This window comes from Streptomyces sp. NPDC059917 (genome assembly GCF_042730635.1).
In the GTDB taxonomy this organism is placed as follows: Bacteria; Actinomycetota; Actinomycetes; order Streptomycetales; family Streptomycetaceae; genus Streptomyces.
On record NZ_JBHWLC010000003.1, the window covers coordinates 204,263 to 225,333 of the forward strand.

Annotated in this window: 17 protein-coding genes; 7 read left to right on the top strand and 10 right to left on the bottom strand. The window is 74.9% G+C overall.

Going from position 1 to position 21,071, the window contains the following annotated elements:
• Positions 1 to 8 precede the first annotated feature (8 nt).
• From ACFWAR_RS03170 to ACFWAR_RS03180, 3 genes are read right to left on the bottom strand one after another with little or no spacing between them, the layout of a single operon-like run.
• Complete coding sequence (locus tag ACFWAR_RS03170) at positions 9 to 1,883, bottom strand: phage tail sheath family protein (protein ID WP_385772551.1); 1,875 nt, start codon at positions 1,881 to 1,883, stop codon at positions 9 to 11.
• Complete coding sequence (locus tag ACFWAR_RS03175; RefSeq protein WP_385772552.1) at positions 1,868 to 2,809, bottom strand: hypothetical protein; 942 nt, start codon at positions 2,807 to 2,809, stop codon at positions 1,868 to 1,870. Before ACFWAR_RS03175 ends, ACFWAR_RS03170 begins: the two co-directional genes overlap by 16 nt.
• Positions 2,806 to 3,399, bottom strand: a complete 594-nt coding sequence (locus ACFWAR_RS03180; protein ID WP_385772553.1) for a DUF4255 domain-containing protein — start codon at positions 3,397 to 3,399, stop codon at positions 2,806 to 2,808. The genes ACFWAR_RS03175 and ACFWAR_RS03180 overlap by 4 nt, the downstream gene beginning before the upstream one ends.
• Before the next feature lie 114 nt (positions 3,400 to 3,513).
• Between ACFWAR_RS03180 and ACFWAR_RS03185 the strand changes: the two genes are divergently transcribed.
• Entirely contained in the window at positions 3,514 to 4,410 is an 897-nt protein-coding gene (locus ACFWAR_RS03185; protein WP_385772554.1) for a hypothetical protein, read from the top strand.
• 150 nt (positions 4,411 to 4,560) lie between these two features.
• Here the strand turns inward: ACFWAR_RS03185 and ACFWAR_RS03190 are convergent, their stop codons facing one another.
• Together ACFWAR_RS03190 and ACFWAR_RS03195 are read right to left on the bottom strand one after the other, a co-directional pair.
• Positions 4,561 to 5,475, bottom strand: a complete 915-nt coding sequence (locus tag ACFWAR_RS03190) for an AAA family ATPase (RefSeq protein WP_385772555.1) — start codon at positions 5,473 to 5,475, stop codon at positions 4,561 to 4,563.
• A 3-nt stretch (positions 5,476 to 5,478) separates the two neighbouring features.
• Positions 5,479 to 6,687: an RNA ligase gene (locus ACFWAR_RS03195; protein WP_385772556.1), complete on the bottom strand. Its 1,209-nt coding sequence runs from the start codon at positions 6,685 to 6,687 to the stop codon at positions 5,479 to 5,481.
• Positions 6,688 to 6,934: 247 nt separating this feature from the next.
• On the opposite strand from ACFWAR_RS03195, the gene ACFWAR_RS03200 reads away from it, so the two are divergent.
• Both ACFWAR_RS03200 and ACFWAR_RS03205 read left to right on the top strand, forming a co-directional pair.
• Positions 6,935 to 8,674: an Imm49 family immunity protein gene (locus ACFWAR_RS03200; protein ID WP_385772557.1), complete on the top strand. Its 1,740-nt coding sequence runs from the start codon at positions 6,935 to 6,937 to the stop codon at positions 8,672 to 8,674.
• 66 nt (positions 8,675 to 8,740) lie between these two features.
• Entirely contained in the window at positions 8,741 to 9,595 is an 855-nt protein-coding gene (locus tag ACFWAR_RS03205; protein WP_385772558.1) for a carbon-nitrogen hydrolase family protein, read from the top strand.
• A gap of 19 nt (positions 9,596 to 9,614) precedes the next feature.
• Here the strand turns inward: ACFWAR_RS03205 and ACFWAR_RS03210 are convergent, their stop codons facing one another.
• Both ACFWAR_RS03210 and ACFWAR_RS03215 read right to left on the bottom strand, forming a co-directional pair.
• The gene (locus ACFWAR_RS03210) at positions 9,615 to 12,788 is read right to left on the bottom strand and encodes a transcriptional regulator (RefSeq protein WP_385772559.1); all 3,174 of its coding nucleotides are present in this window, start codon (positions 12,786 to 12,788) and stop codon (positions 9,615 to 9,617) included.
• A gap of 106 nt (positions 12,789 to 12,894) precedes the next feature.
• On the bottom strand, positions 12,895 to 13,338 hold the full coding sequence (locus ACFWAR_RS03215; RefSeq protein ID WP_385772560.1) for a MarR family winged helix-turn-helix transcriptional regulator: 444 nt from the start codon (positions 13,336 to 13,338) through the stop codon (positions 12,895 to 12,897).
• A gap of 186 nt (positions 13,339 to 13,524) precedes the next feature.
• On the opposite strand from ACFWAR_RS03215, the gene ACFWAR_RS03220 reads away from it, so the two are divergent.
• Positions 13,525 to 15,030, top strand: a complete 1,506-nt coding sequence (locus ACFWAR_RS03220) for an MFS transporter (RefSeq protein WP_385772561.1) — start codon at positions 13,525 to 13,527, stop codon at positions 15,028 to 15,030.
• A 6-nt stretch (positions 15,031 to 15,036) separates the two neighbouring features.
• On the opposite strand, the gene ACFWAR_RS03225 is transcribed toward ACFWAR_RS03220, so the two are convergent.
• Both ACFWAR_RS03225 and ACFWAR_RS03230 read right to left on the bottom strand, forming a co-directional pair.
• Positions 15,037 to 15,648, bottom strand: a complete 612-nt coding sequence (locus ACFWAR_RS03225) for a HutD family protein (protein WP_385772562.1) — start codon at positions 15,646 to 15,648, stop codon at positions 15,037 to 15,039.
• Between the two features lie 117 nt (positions 15,649 to 15,765).
• Positions 15,766 to 17,517, bottom strand: a complete 1,752-nt coding sequence (locus tag ACFWAR_RS03230; protein ID WP_385772563.1) for a glycosyl hydrolase family 18 protein — start codon at positions 17,515 to 17,517, stop codon at positions 15,766 to 15,768.
• A gap of 305 nt (positions 17,518 to 17,822) precedes the next feature.
• Between ACFWAR_RS03230 and ACFWAR_RS03235 the strand changes: the two genes are divergently transcribed.
• Together ACFWAR_RS03235 and ACFWAR_RS03240 are read left to right on the top strand one after the other, a co-directional pair.
• Entirely contained in the window at positions 17,823 to 18,722 is a 900-nt protein-coding gene (locus ACFWAR_RS03235; protein WP_385772564.1) for a RimK family alpha-L-glutamate ligase, read from the top strand.
• Complete coding sequence (locus tag ACFWAR_RS03240; RefSeq protein WP_385772565.1) at positions 18,719 to 19,528, top strand: RimK family alpha-L-glutamate ligase; 810 nt, start codon at positions 18,719 to 18,721, stop codon at positions 19,526 to 19,528. The genes ACFWAR_RS03235 and ACFWAR_RS03240 overlap by 4 nt, the downstream gene beginning before the upstream one ends.
• Before the next feature lie 48 nt (positions 19,529 to 19,576).
• Here ACFWAR_RS03240 and ACFWAR_RS03245 read toward each other — a convergent pair whose 3' ends face one another.
• A complete protein-coding gene (locus ACFWAR_RS03245) occupies positions 19,577 to 20,245 on the bottom strand; it encodes a GNAT family N-acetyltransferase (RefSeq protein ID WP_385772566.1) in 669 nt (222 codons plus the stop codon).
• Positions 20,246 to 20,309: 64 nt separating this feature from the next.
• On the opposite strand from ACFWAR_RS03245, the gene ACFWAR_RS03250 reads away from it, so the two are divergent.
• Positions 20,310 to 21,047 carry an SAM-dependent methyltransferase gene (locus tag ACFWAR_RS03250; RefSeq protein WP_385772567.1) on the top strand — a complete coding sequence of 246 codons (738 nt, stop codon included), beginning with the start codon at positions 20,310 to 20,312 and terminating at the stop codon, positions 21,045 to 21,047.
• The last annotated feature ends 24 nt before the right edge of the window (positions 21,048 to 21,071 follow it).

A 21,071-nucleotide genomic window follows, 5' to 3' on the forward strand; every position in this document is an offset into this window, starting at 1 on the left:
GGGGCGCGTCAGGTGCGCTGGGCATCGGCCGTGAACTGTCCGACGCGGAACACGACGAACTCGGCAGGGTAGGTGGGGGCCACGCCGACCAGGCAGACCAGCCGTCCGTTGTCGAGGTCGTTCTGCGTCATCGTGGTGCGGTCGCAACGGACGAAGAACGCGTCCTCGGGCTTGGTGCCCAGCAGGGCGCCGGTCTGCCAGGTGGCGACGAGGAAGTCCTCGACCGACTGGCGGACGGAGGCCCAGAGCCGTTCATTGTTGGGCTCGAACACCGCCCACTGGGTCGACTTGTCGATCGAGTGCTCCAGGTAGATGAAGAGCCTGCGGACGTTCACGTACTTCCACTCGGGGTCGGAGCTCATGGTCCGGGCGCCCCAGACGCGGCGGGCGCGTCCCTCGAAGAAGCGCAGGGCGTTGATGCCTTCGGGATTGAGCACGGCCTGGCGGTCGTAGGTGACGTTCGTGGTGAAGTCGTCGATGCCGAGGAGGACCTCGTTGGCCGGGGCCTTGTGGACTCCGCGCTCGATGTCGCTGCGGGCGTAGATCCCGGCGACGTAGCCCGAGGGCGGTACGTCCAGGAGCGCCGCGGGGGCGCCGGGGTCGGCGCGGCGGGCCGGGTCGGTGATCCTGACCCACGGGTAGTAGAGGGCCGCGTACTTGCTGTCGAACTGGGCGCGGAAGCGGCGGACTTCGGAGATCGAGCTGTCCGGGGGCGGGTCGATGACCGCCATGCGGTAGCGGAGCCGCTCGCAGTGGCCGATGAGGAGGTCGACGGCCGCCTTCTGCTCCGCGGCGGCGAGGGTGACGGTGTCCGGGACGGCGACGATGGCGATGTCGTCGATCTCGGCGAGCGCGCCGAGGCCGCGGGCGGGGTCGGTCAGGCTGTCCGGGTTGGCGTCCCGGCCGCCGAGGTCCGCCGCCGAGAGCGCGTCCCCGTCGCCGCCCCCGGCGAGGTAGAGGCCCTGCGGCGAGGTGAGGAGCGCGGCGAACCGGGCGCCCGCGGTCACCGGCTGCGCGCCGGTCGCGGGCGGTACGTTCTCCAGCCAGACCAGGGCGAACTCGTCGGCGGGGTCGGCGGCCTGCAGGACGCGGGCCACCGAGCGGGGGTGGGCGTCGTCCAGCTCCAGTTCGTTGTACACGTCGGTGCGCTCGCCCCCGGCGCGCACGGTCACGGCGAGGGTGAGGTGGAAGGCCGCGGTGCCGGCCGAGACGGACTCGAAGGCGCCCTGCGGGCCGAGGTACCCGAGCTCGCCGTCGGCGCGGCGGGCCACGACGCGGACGGCGGAGGGCGTCGGCGCCGTGGTGTCGGGGAGGGACGGGGCCTCGCCCCCGGCGAGCGGGAGGACCTCCACGGCGGCTCCGGGCCGCACTCCGGTGAGCCGGGGCAGCGCGCCCGGGCGCGGGACGAGGATGTTCTTGCCCCGGCGGAAGGTCACGGCGACGCTGATCCGGGAGCCCGCCGAGCCGGGCCAGCGCGCCCGCCAGCGCACCAGCGGGGCTCCCTGCGCGGGCGCCTGGACGGAGGCGAAGTTCCGCGGGACGTCGATGACGGGGGGCGTCGTGGCGGTCCGGGTGAAGGAGAAGACCCGGGAGACGTAGAGGCGGCGTCCGCCGTTGGCGAAGAACGCGCGCGCGGCGAGGGCCAGTTGGCAGTTGTCCTCGCCGATGGTGAGGCCGCCGAAGGCCCGTTCGTACTCGGTGTAGCTGGTGACCAGGGTCGGCGCGGGCAGGACCGTGGGGCCGCCGTCGGGCAGGGTGTAGGGCACGGGGCCGTACGCGGTGCGCCCTGCCATGGCGAAGGTGCTGGTCGGTACGCCCTCGATGGACCGGGAGCGGAAGCTGGTCTCCTCGACGTAGACGCCGGGGGTCAGGTACTCGGGCATGTACGGCTCTCCTCGCTCACGGGTCGGTCGGTGGTGTGGAGCAGGTCGTCGGTGGGGAGCACCTGGCCGACGGTGAGGGTGCGGACGGTGTCCGCGGCGCAGGTGCGGTAGCCGGCCGGCGGGGCGAGGCCGCGCAGCACGTCGTTGTCGAGGTCCTGGGGGCCGGGCGGGGAGGCGCTGCGCCGGACGGCCTCCGCGACCAGGTCGGCGAGCGGGTCGGGCGGCCGGGGCCCGCCGGTCGGCGGGGCCGGGTCCGGGGCGTGGGTGCGCAGGGCGATCGCGACGCGGGGCGGTGACGGGAAGGGCAGGGGCGCGGCGCCGCCGATCAGCAGCAGTGCCTGTCCGTGCTCGTCGCCGTGCGCCCAGCCGAGGAGCGCGCCGCCCGGGCCGAAGGCTTCGATCCGGGGCCAGCGCACGGGTTCGGCCGATCCTGGTCCCGGGCGGGTGACGCGCAGCCGCAGCCCCGTCATGCCCTGGGGGACGGGGTAGGCGGGCCCGGGGAGCAGCCAGGGCAGCAGCAGCCGTGCGTCGGCGCGGACCCGGGGCCCGGTGGGCGCCGCGTCGTCGGCGGCGGCGAGCTCGGCGCGGGTCCACAGCGCCACGGCGAACCGGCGCGGGATCCAGCGGCGGGCGGGGTCGTCGATGCGTACGCGCACGGAGGCGCCGACTTCGCCGGGGGCGCCCGACGTCCCGTAGCGGAGCACGAATCCGGACGGTTCGTGGCGCTCCAGGGCCCGCACGGGGTCGTCCGGCCCGGGACGGCGGCCGGGGATCCGGGCGGATTCCCAGCCGACCCGCAGACCGGGACCGGCCGGGCCCCGGGTGTGGGCGTCGAGGGGGCGGACGGCGAGGGCGAGCCGGTGCAGCACGACCGGCGTCCCGGGGGCGGCGGTGAGCCGCGGGTCCGGCTCCGCGGGGCCGGTCATCGCGGCGGCTCCGAGCGGGCGACGGCCACCGTGGTGACCTCGCCGGGCACCGGGAAGCGGCGGCCGTCGATGCGCACGACCCGGGCGAGGTAGGGCAGGGAGAGTCGGTAGTCGGTGGTCATCGCCTGGAACGCCTCGCTCATCGAATCCATCGCCAGCTCGTCGGGCACGATCTGTACGGTGTCCCCCGGCAGCCAGCCGCCGGTCGGGTCCAGGAGCGGTCCGGTGAGGGGTCCCGCGCTCTCCAGGATCCGGACGGCGAGCCCGAGCCATTCCAGCTCGGACTCCACGACCTCGTCCCAGGCCGCGATCAACAGGTGCATCCGCAGCGGCAGTCGGGGCAGCCCGTCCCGCGCCGCCAGGGCGGCCCACGCGGGCCGGGTGTCGTGGTCGACGCTCAGCCGGTAGCAGTAGACGGTGACGGCCGGGCGGCGGATCAGCGCGTCCGTGGTGCCCACCCGGTCGAAGTCGACGGGCCCCGCGAGGACCGCCTCCGGGCGGCGCTCGTCGGGGATCTCCGCGCGGAAGCCCGCGTTGAGCAGCGTCACGACGCTGCGCCCCACGGCGGCGAGTGCCCGGTATCCAGCCATGCTCCGATGCTGCGGCCCGCCCGTCACGCCCGCGTTGCGGGCCGCGGGCGACGGACCGGTGACACCCGGCGGCCCACACTCGGTGCGCCTGCCCCATCGAGAAGGAGAGCCCCCATGAGCAGCACCTCGCACCCCCGGCCGGCCGGCACCGACTGTGACCTCGGCGCCATCGACGATCTCGCGTGCAGCGCCAAGGGGATCCAGCGCCGGGCCGAGGTCACCCAGGAACACCTGCCGCAGCTGCGCGAGTTCCAGGAGAAGCTGGGCGCCGCGCGCGTGGAGTACGCGAAGGCCCGGCACACCGCCCAGGGCGATCTGGAGGTGGCGGGCGAGGTCCTCGACCGGGTCCGCGAGCAGATCCGCTGCCGGATCACGCCCGAGCAGCGGCACTGCCTGCGCGAGGCCGTGGACGAGGTGTTCGAGGAGATCGGCGAGTGCTCGGACGGCTGGGGCTGCTGTGTGGACGACTGCGACTGCGACTTCGACGACGGGGTCGGGGAGGACGACACCGTCGCCACGCTGTCGGCCCGGATCGCCCGCTACACGGCGGAGGTGCTGCGGGACACGGCGTGCTTCGTCTCCCTGGACGGGGAGCTGACGGCGCTGCCGGAGCGGGCCGCCCGGATCCGGGCGGACGCGGCACAGTTGCTCGCCGACGCCGCCGACCCGGTCGTGGGCAAGGACGTCGTGCGGCTGTACGCCCGGTTGTTGGTGCTGCGGCGCCGGATCCACGACGCGTGGCGCGGTTTCGCCACCGTCTCGGCCTACGTGGAGTGCCTGTGCAAGGTGCTGCTGTGCGTGCTCAAGGGGTGGCGGGCCATCGCCGCCCTGGAGGGGGCGCGGGCCGAGTTGACGTGCAAGGAGGAGTCGCGCAGGGCGGCGTGCCTGCGCAAGCGGAACCAGGTGGTGGAGGAGGTCATGGCCGTGTACGCCCGGCTGTGTCCGCCCTGCCCGCCGGGGCACGGGGACGGCTCGGAGGAGGAGCCCTGCGAGGAGTCCGACACGGCGTGAGGGCGGTGAGGGCGGCGGGGGCCGGACCGGCGGCCCGGCGCCGGGCCGCCTCCTTCGGATCCCGCCGTCCCCGGCCTGCCCTCCGGGGGGAGGGATCTTCCGGGGACCGGCGAGGTCCGAAGGGAGGCCGCGGGCCGCCCGGGTGCGGGCTCAGAAGGCCCCGTAGTTGACCTGCCAGGTGGGCAGCCCCATCCGGCGCCAGATGGCGACCACCCGGTCCCGGTCGTCCAGCGATACGCGGACCGCGAAGCGGTGGCGCACGTGCCGGTCGAAGAGTTCGGCCTTGACCACGTCGTCCTGCCGGTGGTCGCCGGAGGCCCGCATCCACAGCTCGTCGTACGGCACGTCGTAGCGCGCGAGCCACTCCTCCGTCTGCGGACGGTGTTCCTCGCTGCGCCCCGACAGCAGCACGATGGTGTCGCCGTCGGCCCGCCGGAAGGCCGTGAGGGCGTGCCGGACGGACGCGTTGAGGAGGTCGGTCCCGCAGCGCGAGAAGTCGTACGGGCCGCGGTCGCCGCGCAGCGCGAGCGTCCCGTCGATGTCGCACATCACGGCGGCCGGCAGGGCCGGATCCGCGACGTAGGGCTCGACGTCGGGCTGGTCGTTCAGCCAGGCTTCGGTGAGCCGCCAGCCGCCCTTGGTGGCCTTCGCGTGCTTCTCGGCGAGGATCCGGATGATCTCCTCGCCGACGGAGCGCTCCCGCTCGGCGTCCCGGCGCACGCACTCCTCGACCGGCACGTCCGTGAAGTCGTGGACGACGAAGGTGGCCCGCCCCGCCACGGCCGCCTTCAGCCGCTTGGGGATGTGCTGCGTCAGGTGGGTGTTGTCGACGACCACGTCGAACCCGCCCTCGACGGCGGTGCGCACCGCGGCGTCCTGGATCGCGAGGACGGTCTGCTCGTGCGCGAAGGACCGCTCCCCCTCCGCGGCGGGGACGTCGAGCATGGCCCGCAGGTCATCGAGGTTGACGCGGCGCATCCGGCCCCCGGACTCCGCCTGGAGCGAGCGCGCGGCGGTGGTCTTGCCCGACGCGGGCAGCCCCGTCATGACGTGGACGACAGGCACTGGTCAGTTCTCCTCATCGGTCGTGAACGGGTCGGACGCCTGCGGCCGCACCGCCCGCCAGGTGACGAGGTCGGTCGGCCGTGCGTCGAGCCGCAGGAACACGGCCGCCCGGATGCCCGGGTCGGCCACCGCCCGCGCGGCGCGGGCGAAGGCGCCCCGGTCGTCGCCGAGGTGCGCGATCTCCCGGAAGGCCTCGTCGATGGCGCGTTCGCGGTCGGTCGCGGCACGCTCCATCCCCGCGATCATCTCGCGGACCCAGCTGTCGAACTCGTCCGGGACCTGTTCGAGGAGCGCGTCGAGCGGGGCGCCGCCGTGGGCGCGGACCTCGGCGAGCGAGCAGCCGAGGCCCTGGGCGACCTGCCGGGCGGGCAGGGCGGCGAACCGCTGGATGCCGTGTCCGCGCCAGATGTCGCGTTCGGTGACGCCGGTCAGGACCTTGTGGAGGCGTACGTATTCGGCGATCTTGGCCTTCACCCGGACACCGGAGGCGTAGCGCAGCACGAAGCCCTCGGCGTCGGTGCCGGTCGCCGCCGCGCCGTCCGGCAGCGTGCTGGACTCGGTCCGCGCGATCAGCTCCTCCAGCGGCATCGCGGGCCACGTGGTGACGACGGACCCGATCCCCTCCCAGCCGCGCGCGGCGGACGCCAGCGGCAGTTCGGTGCCGTCGCGGTCCATCGCGGCGAGCAGCACCAGGTCCCGGCGGTCGCCGTAGTCGACGACGATCCGGTTCTGCGGGTAGAGGATCTCGGCCAGGTAGGTCACGCCCGGGACGAGCGCGGCGGTGTCCTCGGCGTCGAGGTACCGCTGGGCCCAGGTGGCCTGCTCGCTGATGAACGACCCCTTGGACGCGACCCGCCACGCTCCGGCGTAGTGGAAGACGACGGCGAGGCTCCCGTCGACCTTCTCGTAGACCTCGAAGGGCTCGTCCGGCAGGTCCGGCGCGTAGGGCTGACCGGCCGTGTGCTCACCGACGTTGAAGAACTTCGGCAGGGGCAGTGCGACGATCTCGCCGGTCGCGTCGTCGGCGACCAGCCCCCGGCACCGGGTGGTGACCCGGTTCCAGACCCGCTCGTACTGGCAGGTCCGCGTGTAGGTGTAGATCGACAGCGGCAGCTCGGGGTGCGACTTGCGCGTGACGTGCCCGGCGTCGAGGGCCGCCGCGAGCTCGTCGGGCGGCATCAGTTCTTTGAGAGTCAGGGGCGCCTGGCTCATGGGATTCCTCCTGGTTGCGAGCCTCCAGTCTGCCCCGGGGCCGCGGCCCGCCGGTATCGATTAACCGACCCGCGCCGTGCGGACGCACGGGGTGGGCGCACCGCCTCCACCAGCGCCGAAGCGGCGTCGGGCCCGTTGTCGGACCCCCCGCCTATGCTGGCCGGACAAGATCGGATGAGGCCATCCGGCAGGGAATCGTGGGAGGTTACGGGTGCGGATCGAGCGCCATGCGGTCGGGGATGCGGCGTTGTCCGCCGCGGTCGCGGATTTCGCCGAGCGGATGGCCGGTGACGTGCACCGGATGCAGCACGACGAATCCCCGCAGTACGGCTGGGAGATGATCTGCGAGTCCTTCCTCGACTACGTGGGTGCGCGGTCCGTGGACAATCCGGAGCTCGCCGGGAAGGACTGCAAGCTCGCCTTCGAGTCGGCCGCCGCGGCCGCGATGGGCTCGTTCGCCCTGACCGCGTGGCCCCAGCGGGTGGGGGACGTCTTCATCGAGTACACCGGTACCGGGGTGGTCTACGACCGGGAGGAGCCCGCCGGCGACGTGTCCGCCCACGACTGGCTGGACACCTTCTTCCTCGCGTGCGTCGCCGGGGACACCGACCGCGACGGGGCGCTCTTCCTCAGTGCGGCGCCGCCGCGCGACGGGCAGGAGGGGCGGGCCGACGTGGCGCTCGTCCACGCCCTCTCCGCCTTCGTGTACGGGGTCCTCGGGAGCGCCGGTGCGGGCGGCGCGGCGGGTCCGGTCACCGACGAGCAGCGCGCCGCGTTCATCGACGTACTGGTGCGGGAGCTGGGCCCGGGTAGCGACCGGTCCCACGACCGGGCGGCGCTGGCCACCCTGCGGGCGCTGGCGGCGGACGACCGGGAGGCCTTCACGGCGGCGTTGGCCGAGCAGTTGACGCGGTACCGGGAGCGGCAGGCGGCGACGGCGAAGCCGCACCCGCGCTCGCTGCTGCCGCTGGACGCCCTCGCGCTCGCCTCACTGGCGCAGCGGTGGAAGGGCTGGGAGCCCGGTGTGGACTGCGCGTACCTGCCCGCGGCCGCGCTCGGCGGTTTCGCCCCGCCGGTGCCACGGGTTCGGGCCTTCGGCGCGGACAAGCGGCCGGACGCCCTCGCGGCGCTGGCCGCCGGACCGCTGGTGGTGGACGGGCCGCGCCGGTCGCGGGGCCAGGAGCCGAGCGACGCGGCGCGGGCCGAGCAGGCCGCGCGGGCCGAGCGCTACGACCAGTACCTGGGGCGCAGCGCGGCGGAGTTCGCCGATCCCGAGGAGCGACCGGAGCACGTCGCGCGGGGGCTGCCGGGCCTGATGGACAACCAGTACCGGATCTTCCAACGGCGGGTGACGGACGGTCGCACCGCGGACGACGGGCGCGGTGCACTGGTGCGCGCCGCCGAGGCGGGGACGGCGGCCTTCCAACTGGCGGCGGCCGAGCCGGACACCGAGCGGGAGGTGAGTGTCGGCGGCGTGACGCGCGCGCTGCCCGCGGGGGGCCGCCCGAACGCGCTGGGCCCGGTGCAGTGGCTGCGGGCGACGGCGGCGGCCGTGGTCTCGGGGGAGGAGGCCCTGTTGGCCGAGTGCGTCCGGATCGGCCCGGACCCCTTCGGCGGCGGCGGCCGCGCGACGGCGGTCCGTGCCTACGCGACGGCGCTCCACGACCACCTGCGCGGGGCCGACGCGGAGCCCGCGCTGCGCGCGGCGGCATCGGAGGCGTTCCGGATGCGCGACCTCAACTACCTGCTCCCGCCGGTGGTGTTGCTGTCGCAGCTGGCCGCGGGCGACCGGGAGGGTTTCGCGCTGGCGCTGGCGGACGCGCTGGAGGACCACCGCGACCACTACGAGGTCGGCGAGAACGCCACCGACCCCGACGCCCTGCTCAATCCGGACGTCCTGGCGCTGGTCTGCCTGGCCCGCCGGGCCGGCTGGGAGGTGCCGGTGCGGTCCCCGTACCTGCCGGAGCCCTTGGTGCCGGTCGCCTAGGCGGTGGCGATCCGGGCGGCCGACCCCGCCCGGACCGCTCGGCCCGCTCGGGTAGTTTGGTGGTCCATGGATGATCTTCATGGCCTTCCCGCCGCCCCGCTGACCGTCGTGGCGGGCCAGGCCGCCTGCGCCGCGCTGGACGTCGCCGCCAATGCCGCCACCGCGGCCGATCTGGTCCGCCGCGCCGCCGACCGGGGCGGCGACCTGCTGGTCCTGCCGGAGCTCTTCCTCACCGGCTACGAACTCCCGGGCATCGCCGCCGACCCCGCCCGGCACGTGCCGGTCCCCGGGGACTCCCGGCTGGACGTCCTGGCCGCCGCCTGCGCCGCGACCCGTACCGCGGTGGTCGTCGGGGTCCCCGCGCGGGACGACGGGACCGGGGAGCTGCGCATCTCGGCCCTGGTCCTGGGCCGGGACGGTCACCGGGCGGCCCGGTACGACAAGCAGCACGTCACGCCCGGCGAGCGGGCCGCCGGTTTCGGCGCGGGCCCGCGCGGGTGCACGCTCTCGCTGGACGGGTGGCGCCTCGGGCTCGGCATCTGTTGGGATTCCGGCTTCCCGGAGCACGCCCGCGCGGCCGTGCGGGGCGGCGCCCACGCGTACCTGGTCGGTGCGATGTTCGGCCGGGGCAACGGCGAGCGCCAGCTCGCCACGGTGTTCCCCGCGCGGGCCCTGGACAACACCAGTTACGTCCTCCTCGCCAACCACTGCCGTCCCAGCGGCCCGTACGACGGCTGCGGCCGCAGCGCGGTCTGGAACCCGGACGGCACCCTGCTCCGCGACGCCGGTACCGACGACCCCGGGCTGGCCGTCGCCCGCCTCGACCCGGCGGTGCTGGCCGGGGCCCGGTCGCAGGACCCCGTCCTGATCGATCCCTCGCTCGAAGCCCCCGTCCTCCCCCGGAGCGGCGGCACGCTCTGAGGCGTCGCCGACGCGGCCGTCACTCCGGGGGCGCGCTCCGCGTCCCGTCCGGTTCCAGGCCGTACGGCCAGTTCAACTCGCGCCATTGCCTCAGCCGCAGGTCCCCGGCCAGGCCCCGGTCGGCGGCCGTCCGGGCCAGCCGTTCGGCGTCCCGCCAGGCACCGGCTTCCTCGCGGCTCAGGACGAGCCCGTCCAGGGCGTCGCTGGATCCGCCCGCGGGTTCGCGGTCGGCCGCGAGCAGGGCGAGGCGCTCGGCCTCCTGGTGCTCGCCCGCCCGTTCCCGCTCCAGGGCGAGGCGGTCCAGCGCTCGGGTGTGGCCCCGGTCGGCGGCCAGGACGGCCAGCCGCTCGGCCTCCTCGGCGTCGCCCTCCCGGTCCCTGTTCGCCACCAGGCGGTCGAGGGCCTCCCCGGACCCCCTCTCGCCGGCGGCCAGGACGGCGAACCGTTCGGCCTCCGCCCGGTCCCCGGCGGCTTCCCGCAGCTCCGCGAGCCGGAGCAGAGCGCGGGGGACGCCGTGGTCGGCGGCGAGCCGGTAGAGCCGGTCGGCGTCCTCCTCGTACCCGGCCCGCTCGCACATCTGCGCGACGGGGAGCAGGGCCCACGGGCTGCCCTGCTCGAAGGCCAGCCAGTACAGGCGCAGGGCCCGGTCCCAGTCCCCGGCCCGCTCGCGCCGCTCCGCGAAGTGCGTGAGACCTCCGCTCCGCGAGGCCAGTCGTTCGGCCTCCTCGAACTCCCCGTCCTCCTCCCGCATCGCGACGAGCTTGTAGAAGCCGTGCGCGTCGCCGTGGTCGGCGGCGAGCCGGTAGAGCCGGTCGGCGTCCCCGCGCGCGCCCGCGTCGAGGCGCCGTCCCGCGATGAGGGACAGCACGCGGGGGTTGCCGTGGTGGGCGGCCAACCGGGCCAGGCGCTCCGCCTCGTCCCCCTCCCCCGCCTCCTCCCGTCGGCCCGCGAGGCCCTGCAGTGCCTCGGGGTGGTGGGCCCGCCGGTCCGCCAGCACGGCGAGGCGCTCCGCCTCGTCCCGTTCCCCCGCTGCGTCCCGCAGGTCCGACAGCCACCGCAGGGCGGTCGGGTGGCCCTGCTCGGACGTCAGCAGGGCCAGGCGCTCGGCCTCGTCCCGGTCCCCCGCCTCCTCCGCCAGCCGGGCCAACCAGGTCGTGGCGCGCGCGGTGCCGTGGTCGGAGGCCAGCCGGTAGAGGCGGACGACGTCGGCCCACGCCCGCGCCGCGTCCCGCGTCCCGTCCTCGACCCCGTCCGTCAGGTACCTGCCCGGCCGCGCGTCCCGCAGGAAGAAGCCGTTCGGGAAGGAGCCGTCGGATCCGCCGCTCCAGCGGGCCCGGCCGGACGTCCCCCGCTCGCGCGGCCGGAACGGCGGGAACACACCGGCCGGTGCGACGGCCCGGCCGTCGGACCGGGGAGGGGACGGCGGGTCGAACACGGGGAGGCCGAACGCGGGCGCGCGACCGTACCCGCGTGCGGGACCGTATCCGCGTCTGACGTCCTGCTCCCGCTTCTGGGCCAGCTCGTACAGGCAGATCGTGTGGCCCTGTTCGGTGGCCCGCAGGTACAGCCGCTCGGCCTCCGCGCCGTCCCCCGCCGCCTCGCGCTCCGCGGCGATCTTCGCGAGCGCGTACGGATGGCCCAGTTCGGCCGCCCGGACCGTGAGGTGGCGCGCCCATCGCGAGCGGTAGCGCTCGCGCGCGGCCCCGGCGAGCCGGTAGACGTCCTCGGCCTCGGTGAGGTGGTCGTGGGCCGCCCGCCAGAACGACTCCGGAGGGCATTGCGCGTGGCCCTCGGCGCGCCCGTGCTGTTCGAGGTAGTCCGCGAGCCGGTAGCGGGGCCCGCCCGGTGCCCGCGCCGGGAGCGCCGCGGGGCCGGATGCGCCGGGCGCACCGGTCGGGCCTCGAACGGGGCGCGGCCGGATCCGGCGCAGCGGGGCCAGGTTCCCGTGCACGGGCTCGGCGAGACGGGGGTAGGCGTACCGCTCCCAGCCGTCGGCGAGGGCGTCGTACTCGCCCTCGGTGAGGTAGTCCACGGCGGCATCGGTCAGGAAGGAGCCCGGCAGGTGCGGCCCGACGCCGAGCCGACGGGCGTCCATCGCCGCGCGCAGGAGCGCCCGCTCGGCGGGGCCGGCGGCCCGGTAGCGGTGCAGGAGTTGGGGAGCCCCGGCCAGCTGCTGCGTCAGGTGCCCGTCGCTCACCAGCGCGAGCGAGCCCGCCAGTTGTACGTCGCCCGCCGCGGCCAGGACGGCGGCGGCGTCCAGTGCCTCCCGGTCGAAGGCGTCGGGCACGACGACGATCCGGCCCTCCAGCAGCTGTCGGACCTGCGCGCCGGGACCGGGGCCCGGCTGCGCGCCGGGCAGGGCCGTGTAGGCGCGGGCGTAGTCGGGCCACAAGGTGGCCAGGACCAGGACCGGGGCGCGCCGCGGATCGCCGAGCAGGGTGCGCAGCGCCGCGGCCACCCGCTCGCCGGCGCCGCCGTCCGCGCCCAGGTAGTGCTGGGCCTCGTTCAGCCAGAGCACCGTGCGCGGCGCCACGCGCTCGATGTCCGCCAGGGCGGCCTCGGCCCGGGAGGGGTCGTAGGGGTGCCACAGCCGCCATCCGTGCGGGGCCAGCGGGAGGACCGCTTCCCAGCAGGCCCTGGTCTTGCCCGTCGAGGACGATCCCACCAGCACCACCATCGCGCTGGTTCCGTCGGCGGCCGCGTCCACCGCCCGCCGCAGCACGGCGTCGTGTTCCCGGCGCACGTACCCCGGCAGGGCGCCCGAGCCCGCCGTTCCCCTGCTGCCGGGGCGGGGCAGGCCGACGGGATCGGCGCTGGGGTGCACCTCCAGGTCGATCGGATCGCACTGCGCGATGGGCCGTCCCGGCCCGGCCGGGTCGGCGGCGGCGTCCGGTGGCTCCCCCGGCCCGGCCGCGGCCCGGCGGCGCAGGTCCAGCAGCGGGTCCACGGGCAGGCGCAGCGGCTTCGCGAGGGCGGCCACGACTCTGCCCGCCGGTGGCTCCGCGCCCTTGAACACCCCGTACAGGGTCGACCGCCCCAGCCCCGCCCGCGCGGCCCACTGCGTCATGCTCAGGCCCGCCTTGTCGCGGCCGTCCAGCAGGCGCGCGCGGAGTTCGGCCAGTGCGGCCGGGCGCGGCTCCTCGTCGTGGCCCTCCAGGGCGCCGTCCCCGTCCCCGTCCCGCGGCTCCACCACGCCTCCCACCCGGCTGCCGGTGTCCGACGTCGCCCATGATGGTCCGCCCGGACCGCGCGGGACCCGGATTCGCGGGAAGTGGTCCGCGCCGCGCGGGGCGCGGCCGTCAGAGCGCCTTGCTCTCCATCGTCGGGCGCAGCCGGGCGAGCAGGGCGTAGAGGGTCGCGCTCTCGTCCTCGTCGAGGGTGTCGAGCGCGCCGTGCGTGGCCTGCATCTCCTCGCGCACGCGCCGGATGATCTCGCGGCCGGCGTCGGTGGCCACCACGTTCTTGACCCGGCGGTCGGCGGGGTCCGCCTCGCGCCGGACGAGGGCGCGGGCCTCCAGCCGGTCGACGATCCCGGTGACGTTGGACGCGTCACAGACCAGCAGGGTGGCGAGCCCGCGCATCGGGACCGGTTCGTCGAGCTGGGCGAGGGCCTTGGCCTGGGTGGAGGTGAGGCCGTGACGGGCCGCCGCGGCGGCGAAGTCCCGCCACTGGGCGGTGGCGATCGCGGCGAGCAGCTCCAGCAGCTGGAGCTTGGCGGGCGAGGGCGGTGCGGTGGCGCTCATGACTGGAGTGTACTCGGAGTGCTTGAGGTCATCAATCATTTACTTGACGTCCTTAACTATCCAGGTCTAACGTCATCCCCCTGACCAATTGCTTGATGCACTCAAACATCTGCGGTCTGAAGCGATTCCGAAGCGATGCCGAGTGAAACCCCAGCGTTCTGAAGCCATGAGAAGGTCCTGCCAGCCATGAGCACCCCCGCATCCGCCCCCGCCGCCGGGCAGAGGAACGAGACGGTCATCGTCTTCGCCCTCAGCCTCGCCGCCATGGTCGTGTCGATGATGCAGACCCTGCCCGTCCCGATCCTGGGTCTGATCCGGACCGATCTCGGTACGTCCACCGCCAACGTCAGCTGGGTGACCACCGCCACCCTGCTCTCCGCCGCGGTCTTCACCCCGCTGCTCGGCCGCTTCGGTGACCAGCACGGCAAGAAGCCGACCCTGATCGCCGTCCTCGGCGTCATGGTCGTCGGTTCCGTGATCGCCGCGCTGGCGACCTCGCTCCCGCTGCTGATCCTCGGCCGCGTGCTCCAGGGCGCCGCGACCGCGATCTTCCCGCTGGCCCTGTCGGTGCTGCGCGAGGAGGTCCGCCCGCAGAAGCTCCCCGGTGCGATGGCCCTGGTCAGCGGCACCCTCGCCTTCGGCAGCGGGCTCGCGCTCGTCGCCACCGGCCTGCTCACCTCCGGTGCGGACGCCGACTACCGCAACGCCTTCTGGATGGCGACCGGCTTCGCCGTCCTCGCCCTGCTCGCGGTCGTCTTCCTCGTCCCGGCCACCCGCCACAAGACCGGCGGCCGCACCGACGTCCTCGGCGCGCTGACCCTCGGCATCGCGCTGCTGCTGCTCCTGCTGCCGATCTCCCAGGGGCACGAGTGGGGCTGGTCCTCCGGCCGCACGCTGGGCAGCTTCGCCGGCGCCGTGGTCATGGGCGCCGTGTGGGTCTTCACCGAGCTGAAGGTCCGCGAGCCGCTCGTCGACATGCGGATGTTCGTCCACCGCCCGGTGCTCATGGCGAACCTGGCCGGCATCCTGGTCGGCTTCGGGATGTTCGCGAACTTCCTCGGCGTCTCCTACCTCGTGCAGATGCCGAAGGCCCTCACCGGCTACGGCTTCGACGCGTCCATCCTGCGCGCCTCCGTCCAGTTCCTGCTGCCCGGCGCGATCGTCTCGCTGCTCGCCTCTCCGGTCGGCGGCCAGCTGGTCCGCCACCGCGGGCCGCGGATCGCCCTCGCCGTGGCCGCCGGGCTCGGCGCCGTCGGCTTCGGCTGGCTGGCCCTGGACCACGAGCACACCTTCTCCGTGATCGGCGCCGGGATCGTCGTCGGCGCGGCCGTCAGCTTCGGCTACGCGGCCATGCCCGCCGTGATCATGGCGAGCGTCCCGCACCACCAGAGCGGCATCGCCAACGGCATCAACTCCATCTCCCGCTCCACCGGCAGCGCGATCGGCAGCGCCATCGTCACCACGATCCTGGCGTCCAGGACGATCGAGCACCTGCCCGCCGGGGTCCCGCCGCTGCCCGCCGAATCGGGCTTCACCCTGACCTTCGGGATCGGCGCCGTCGCCTTCGCGCTGGTCGCGGTGATCAGCTGGCTGGGCCTGCGCGGCAGCACCGGACCGCGCGTGGTCGAGGCGAGCGCGCCGCGACTGCAGAGCGTGCCGACGAAGACGCCCGAGGCCGCCGACGCCGTCTGACCCGCCCTACCCCACCGGTGCGAACCGGACCACCGCCGCGCGGCCTTCCGCGCCCAGGTGCAGGACGCCCTGCTCGCCGCCCGTCGCGAGCAGGGCGTCGTACGTTCCCAGCCGGACCCCGTCGAGGTGCGGGCCGACGAGGGACGCGGCGCCCTCCAGCGCCACCACGAGCAGCACCTCGCCGTCCCCGGCCGGGCCGCCCAGGGCGAGGTCGCCGCGCACGACGGCGACCTCCGCCCGGGTGGTGGTCCTGCGGTACATGACGTTGAAGTTCACGACGGGTCCGGCGAGCAGCCGGCAGTCGGTGGCCACGTCCCCGGGGAACCGCTGCGGGGCGAAGCGTTCGTCCACCGCCCGGCGCACCCCGTCCACGGTGAGGTCCATGCCGGCCCCCTCGACCACGGTGAGCGTCCGGTCGACTCCGGGGAACGCCGAGAAGGGGCCGTCGGCGGCCACCTCCGCGAGACTGACCCGCCACCCGAAGTCGCCGGCGACGGAGACCCGTCCGGGGACCGGGGCCCCGGCCGCGATCTGGCGGGTGACTCCCCCGCCGTTCTTCCAGGCCTCGGCCGTCCGGTCGGCGGCCCGCAGGATCCGTACGTCACGTTCGCTCGTCATGGTGATCAGCATGCCCCGGGCCGGGGCGCCGGAGCGGACCGGGCCGACGCGCGCAGCGGCGGCCGCGACCCCCTGCCTTCGGGGTGACAGGGGGCGCGGCCGCCGTGCGCCGGTCCGTCAGCCGACCGCGAGGTCGTCCCCGTAGACGGATCCCTGGCCGTACCAGCCGTGCAGGAACACCGTGACCGTGCCGGAGGCCCCGGTGGTGAAGGGCACCGACAGCTTGGTCCAGGCCGCGGAGCTGGTCCACGTACTGGCGCTGGCGCCACCGCGCACGCCCAGGTAGGCGTAGCTGCCCTGGACCCAACCGCTCAGCGTGTACTTGGTGTTCGGGGTCAGCGTGAGGGTCTGCGCGCACTCCCCCGTCTGCCCGGCGGTCGGCGCCGTCTTCAGGGCGTACGAGCCCCCGTGCGCCGGGGTCGCGACCACCGCGCCCCCGCTCTCGCAGGTCCACGGAGCGAGCGCGCCGCTCTCGAACCCGCCGTTGACCAGGGCTCCGCTGCCGCCGCCCGGGCCGGAGACCGTGAGGGTGAAGGTCGCGGAGTGGCCGAGCTGGCCCGCCGTCCCGGTGACGGTGATCGGGTACGTGCCCGGCGCGGCCGAGGCCGCGGCGGTGACGGTGAGCTGCGCGGAGCCGCCCGCCGTGACCGAGCCGGGGGCGAGCGTGGCGCTCACCCCGGCCGGGGCCCCGGTCGCGGTCAGGGCGAGGGTCTTGGCGTTGCCGGAGGTGACGGCCGTGCTCACCGTGGCCGTGGTCGTGCCGCCGGGGGCCACCGAGGCCGAACCGGGCGCGACGGCGAGGGAGAAGTCGTCGGCCACCGGTCCTCCGCCGCCGGTGAAGGGCGCGAAGGTGTGGGTGAAGTACCAGGGGTCCTGGACGATGCCCGAGCAGGTGTCGGAGCCGCCGGTGCCGGGGCAGCCGCCGTTGTCGCGCTGGAGGGCCCAGAAGGAGAGCGTGTTGATGCCCTTGCCGACGGCCCAGTTGTAGACGGTGGTCGCGTCGGCGGTGGTGAAGGTCTCGGCGGCGCCGAAGTCGTCGATGCCGGGCATCTCGGTGACGCCGATCATCCCCCAGAGCTGGGCGGGGGTCTTGGTCGGGTAGAGGGTGGCGAGCTGGTTGTAGAGGCCGGTGGCGGCGGTCTGGGTGTCGGCCGCCATGTTGTGGCTCGCGTTGTCGTAGTAGTCGAAGGTCATCAGGTTCACGACGTCGACCTGCGCGCCCGCGGTCTTCGCGCTCTTGAGGACGGCCAGCCCGCTGCTCGCGAGGCCGCTGGTGGTGGTGGGCAGGGTGTAGGAGATCTGGAGCGGTCGGCCGCTCGCCGCGGCCCAGTCCTGGACCTTCTTGATGGCCTGGTTGCGGCGGTCGATGCCGGCCTTGTTGGTCAGCGAGTTGTCCTCGATGTCCATGTCGAGGCGCGCCATGTCGTAGGTGGTGATCACCTTCTCGTAGGCGGCCGCGATCGAGTCCACGTTGGTGCAGCTGTCGGCGATCTCGGTGCCGCCGTTGTCGGCGGCGTACCCGCCGAAGGAGGGGATGACGTCGCCGCCGCGCGAGCGGATGGTGGCGAAGTCGGCGCCGAAGACGGAGGCGGAGATCGGCTGGCCGGTCGAACCGTTCCAGTAGGGGGTGCACGATCCCTTGGCCTCGGTCTGGACGAACGCCATCGTGAGGTACTTCGCGCCGGACTTCTGGGCGAGGTCGGCGGGGCTGTCGTTCGAGTACGCCTCGAAGTAGGGGGCGAACACGTGCGCCGGCAGCGGGGTGGCGGCGGCGTGGGCCGCCGAGTCGGCCGCGAGGACGAGGCCGGCGGAGGCGGTGAGCGTGCAGAGGGCGGCCAGTAAGGCGCGCAGGGACCTGGGGCGTCTCATCGTTGCTCCCGGTGGGGCGTGAGCGAGCGAATGGGCGGACGCCTCATGATTGGTCTGGACCATCCCTCGGTCAAGGGTCCAGACCACTTCATTCCCAAGGGTTTGCCGATCCGGCCAACTCACCGACGGACGGGGCCCTTTGGCGGGCGAAACGGGATGCGGGGGCTCTTACCGGGACGGGATCCGCACCCCCCGGGAGCCGGGAACACCGCACCGATGCCGGGCTCGTGGCGGTTCATGACATCCTATGACGTCACAACTCGCCGGGCCGGACCGGTCGATGTCCGGGCAGACAGGGAAGGTCGATGAGGCTCTGCTTTCTGGTGGAGGAGCAGTACCGCCATGACGGCATGCCGAACGAGGTGATCGGGCAGCTGACCTCGTGGGGCCACCACGTGGACGTGGTGCGGTCCGGCGGTTCCCTCCTGCGCATGACCGAGACGGTACGCACGGGCACCCACGACGCGTGGGTGCTCAAGACCGTGTCCGGGGGCCCCGGCCTCACCCTGCTCGAAGCCGCCGCCGGGGCCGGGATGACCACGGTGAACGACGCCCGCGCGATCCGGGGCGTCCGGGACAAGGCCCTCGCCGCGGCCCTGGGCGCCAGCCGCGGGCTGCCGCTGCCGGCGACGTACGCGGTGGCCCGGCCCGAACTCCTGCTGGAGATACCGGACGCGGAGTACCCGCTGGTGGTCAAGCCCGCCGACGGCAGCTCCGGCCGGGCCGTGTACCTGGTGTCCTCGCCGGACCGGCTGGCCGCGATGCTGCCGGAACTCGCGGGCGAGGGCATGCTGATCGCGCAGCCGTACGTACCCAACGCGGGCACCGACATCAAGGTCTACAGCGTCCGCGGCGAGCTGTACGCGACCGAGCGCCGTTCACCGCTGCACCCGGACCACGCGGTACGGGAGAGACGCGTGCCGCTCTCCGCCGAAGTGGCCGCGATCGCCGGGCAGGTGGGCGCGGTGTACGGGCTGGACCTGTACGGGGTCGACGTGATCCTCGGTCCGGACGGACCGGTGGTGGTCGACGTGAACGACTTCCCGAGCTTCCGCCAGGTGCCGGACGCCGCGGCCCGGGTGGCCCGGGCCGTACTGGAGCTGGCCCGGGCCGGAGCGGCGGGCCCCGTCCCGCGACCCGCGATCCCGGCGCAGGCGGGCGCGTCGACGGCGCCCCTGACCGCCACGGCCGGCGAGGCGCTGTGAGGATCGGCCTGATCACCCCCGAGCCCGGACATCCGCTGCTGGCCGGGGCCACGGCCCTGCTCGCCCCCGAGCACCGGGTCGAAGCCCTGGACCCGGGCACGGCGACGCGGCTGCCGGGGCCGCCCGCCGACGTCTACCTGCTCAAGTCCCGCACGCCGCGGGCGCTCGCCCTCGCCCGCGAGGCCGAGGCGCTCGGCGCCCCGGTGATCAACTCGGCGGCGGCCACCGAGCTGTGCCAGGACCGTACGGCGATGGCCGGGCTGGCCCGTGGGGCGGGCCTGCCCTTCGCCGCCACCCGCGCCTACGCCACCCTCGCGGAACTGGCCTCGGGCCCGCCGCTCGCGGGACCCGTCGTGGTCAAGAGCCACCACAGCCGTCGGGGCGACCTGGTCGCCCGGGTCGACGACGGGGCGCGGCTGGCCGCGCTGGTGGACGAGTGGGCCGCGGAACCGGTCGTGGTGCAGGAGTTCGCGCCCAACGACGGCTGGGACCGCAAGTTGTGGGCGATCGGGGACCGGGTCTTCGCGGCGCTGCGCCGCTCCGAGCTCTCCCCCGGCGGGCGGGGCCCGACCCTGCCGCTCCCCCTCGACGAACTGCCGCCGGGCTGGGTCGAGCTGGTCCGCGCGGTCGGCGAGGTCTTCGCGCTGGACGTCTACGGGGTGGACGTCATCGCCGCCGCGGAGGGCGGGGAACCGCTGGTCGTGGACATCAACGCCTTCCCCGGCATCCGGGGCCAGTTCGGCGCCCCCGAGGCCCTGGCGGCACTGGCCCTGCACCGCGGCGCGCACCGCACCGCCCCCCGCTGAGCGCGACCGGCCAACGCCCGTGACCGGCCGGGCCGGTCGCGGCCCGGCTCAACCGGCCCGCGCCGCCCCGCCTTCCCGCACGGCTCCGCCGCCCGCGCGCCGACGCAGCCGCTCGGCGACCGCGGGCCAGTCGGTCCGCAGGATCGAGTACTGCGCCGAGTCGCGCGGGTTGCCGTCGGCGCCCAGGAAGTGCGCCCGCCGCACGCCCTCGAAGGTCGCGCCCAACCCCTCGATCGCCGTGCGCGAGCGCAGGTTGCGGCGGTCGGCCTGCAGGGAGATCCGGTGCACCCGCCAGGTGTCGAAGGCGAGGGTGAGCAGCAGGAGCTTGGACTCGGTGTTGATGCCGGTGCGCTGCGCCCAGGGCGCCAACCAGGTGGAGCCGATCGAGCCCGCGTCGGGGACCCCGTCGGGGTTGACGTGCCCCGGCCGCGGCGGCCACACCCCCGCGCGCCAGTACTCCAGTTCGCGCAGCCGGGTCGAGCCGGCGATCCGGCCGTCGCCGGCCCTGCGCACGGTGTAGGTGGCGGCGAGTCCGGACGACCGGTCCAGCAGCGCCCGGTCGATGAAGCGGTCCACCGCGTCCTGGTCCGCGGGGACGTACGTGTACCGGAAGCTCGTACGGTCCTCGGTCGCGGCGGCCAGCAGCCCCGCGCGGTGCTCGGGGCGGATCGGCTCCAGCCGCACCAGGTTCCCGTGCAACGGTATGGATTCATGCATGTGCACATGATCCACCGGGGGTAATTCGGATGCGGAGCGGGTGGCCGGGTGTGAGGGTGCGGCCATGAACCGCGAAACGATCTCCCGCATCGCCCACACCCACCACCCGATCAAGGCCCCGCTCGACGACGCGTCGGTGCGGCGCCTGCTGGAGCACGCCCTCGCCCACGAGGACGCCCGCCTGCTCGACCTGGGCTGCGGCACGGCGGAGTGGCTGCTGCGCGCGCTCGCCGCGCATCCGGGAACCCGGGCCGACGGCGTCGACGTCTCGCCGGAGGCGCTGGAACAGGCCTCCACCGCCGCCCGCGCGCGCGGCCTGGCGGACCGTCTGGTCCTGCACCAGCAGCCGGCCGCGGAATTCACCGCGCCGCACGCCTTCGACCTGATCCTCAGCATCGGCTCCACGCACGCCTTCGGCGGGCTGCTGCCCACCCTCGAGGCGGCGGCGCAGCGGCTGGCGCCCGGTGGGCGGGTGCTGATCGGCGACGCCTTCTGGGAGCGCGAGCCGTCCCCGGAGGCCGTCGAGGTGCTCGGCGAGTACGAGGACCTCGCGACCACCCTGGACATGATCGGCGCGGCGGGCTGGACGCCGGTGCTCGGGCACGTCAGCACCCGCCGGGAGCTCGACGACTACGAGTGGACCCTGTGGGGCACGCTGGCCGAGTGGGCGCTGGACCACCCGGACGATCCGGACAGCGCCCGGGCCCTGGCCACGGCCGGCGAACGCCGCTCGGAGTGGCTGCGCACCTATCGGGACAGCTTCGGCTTCCTGACCCTGGTGCTGCGCCGGACGGCCGGGTGAAAACGTGGTGCGGCCCCCTCGGGC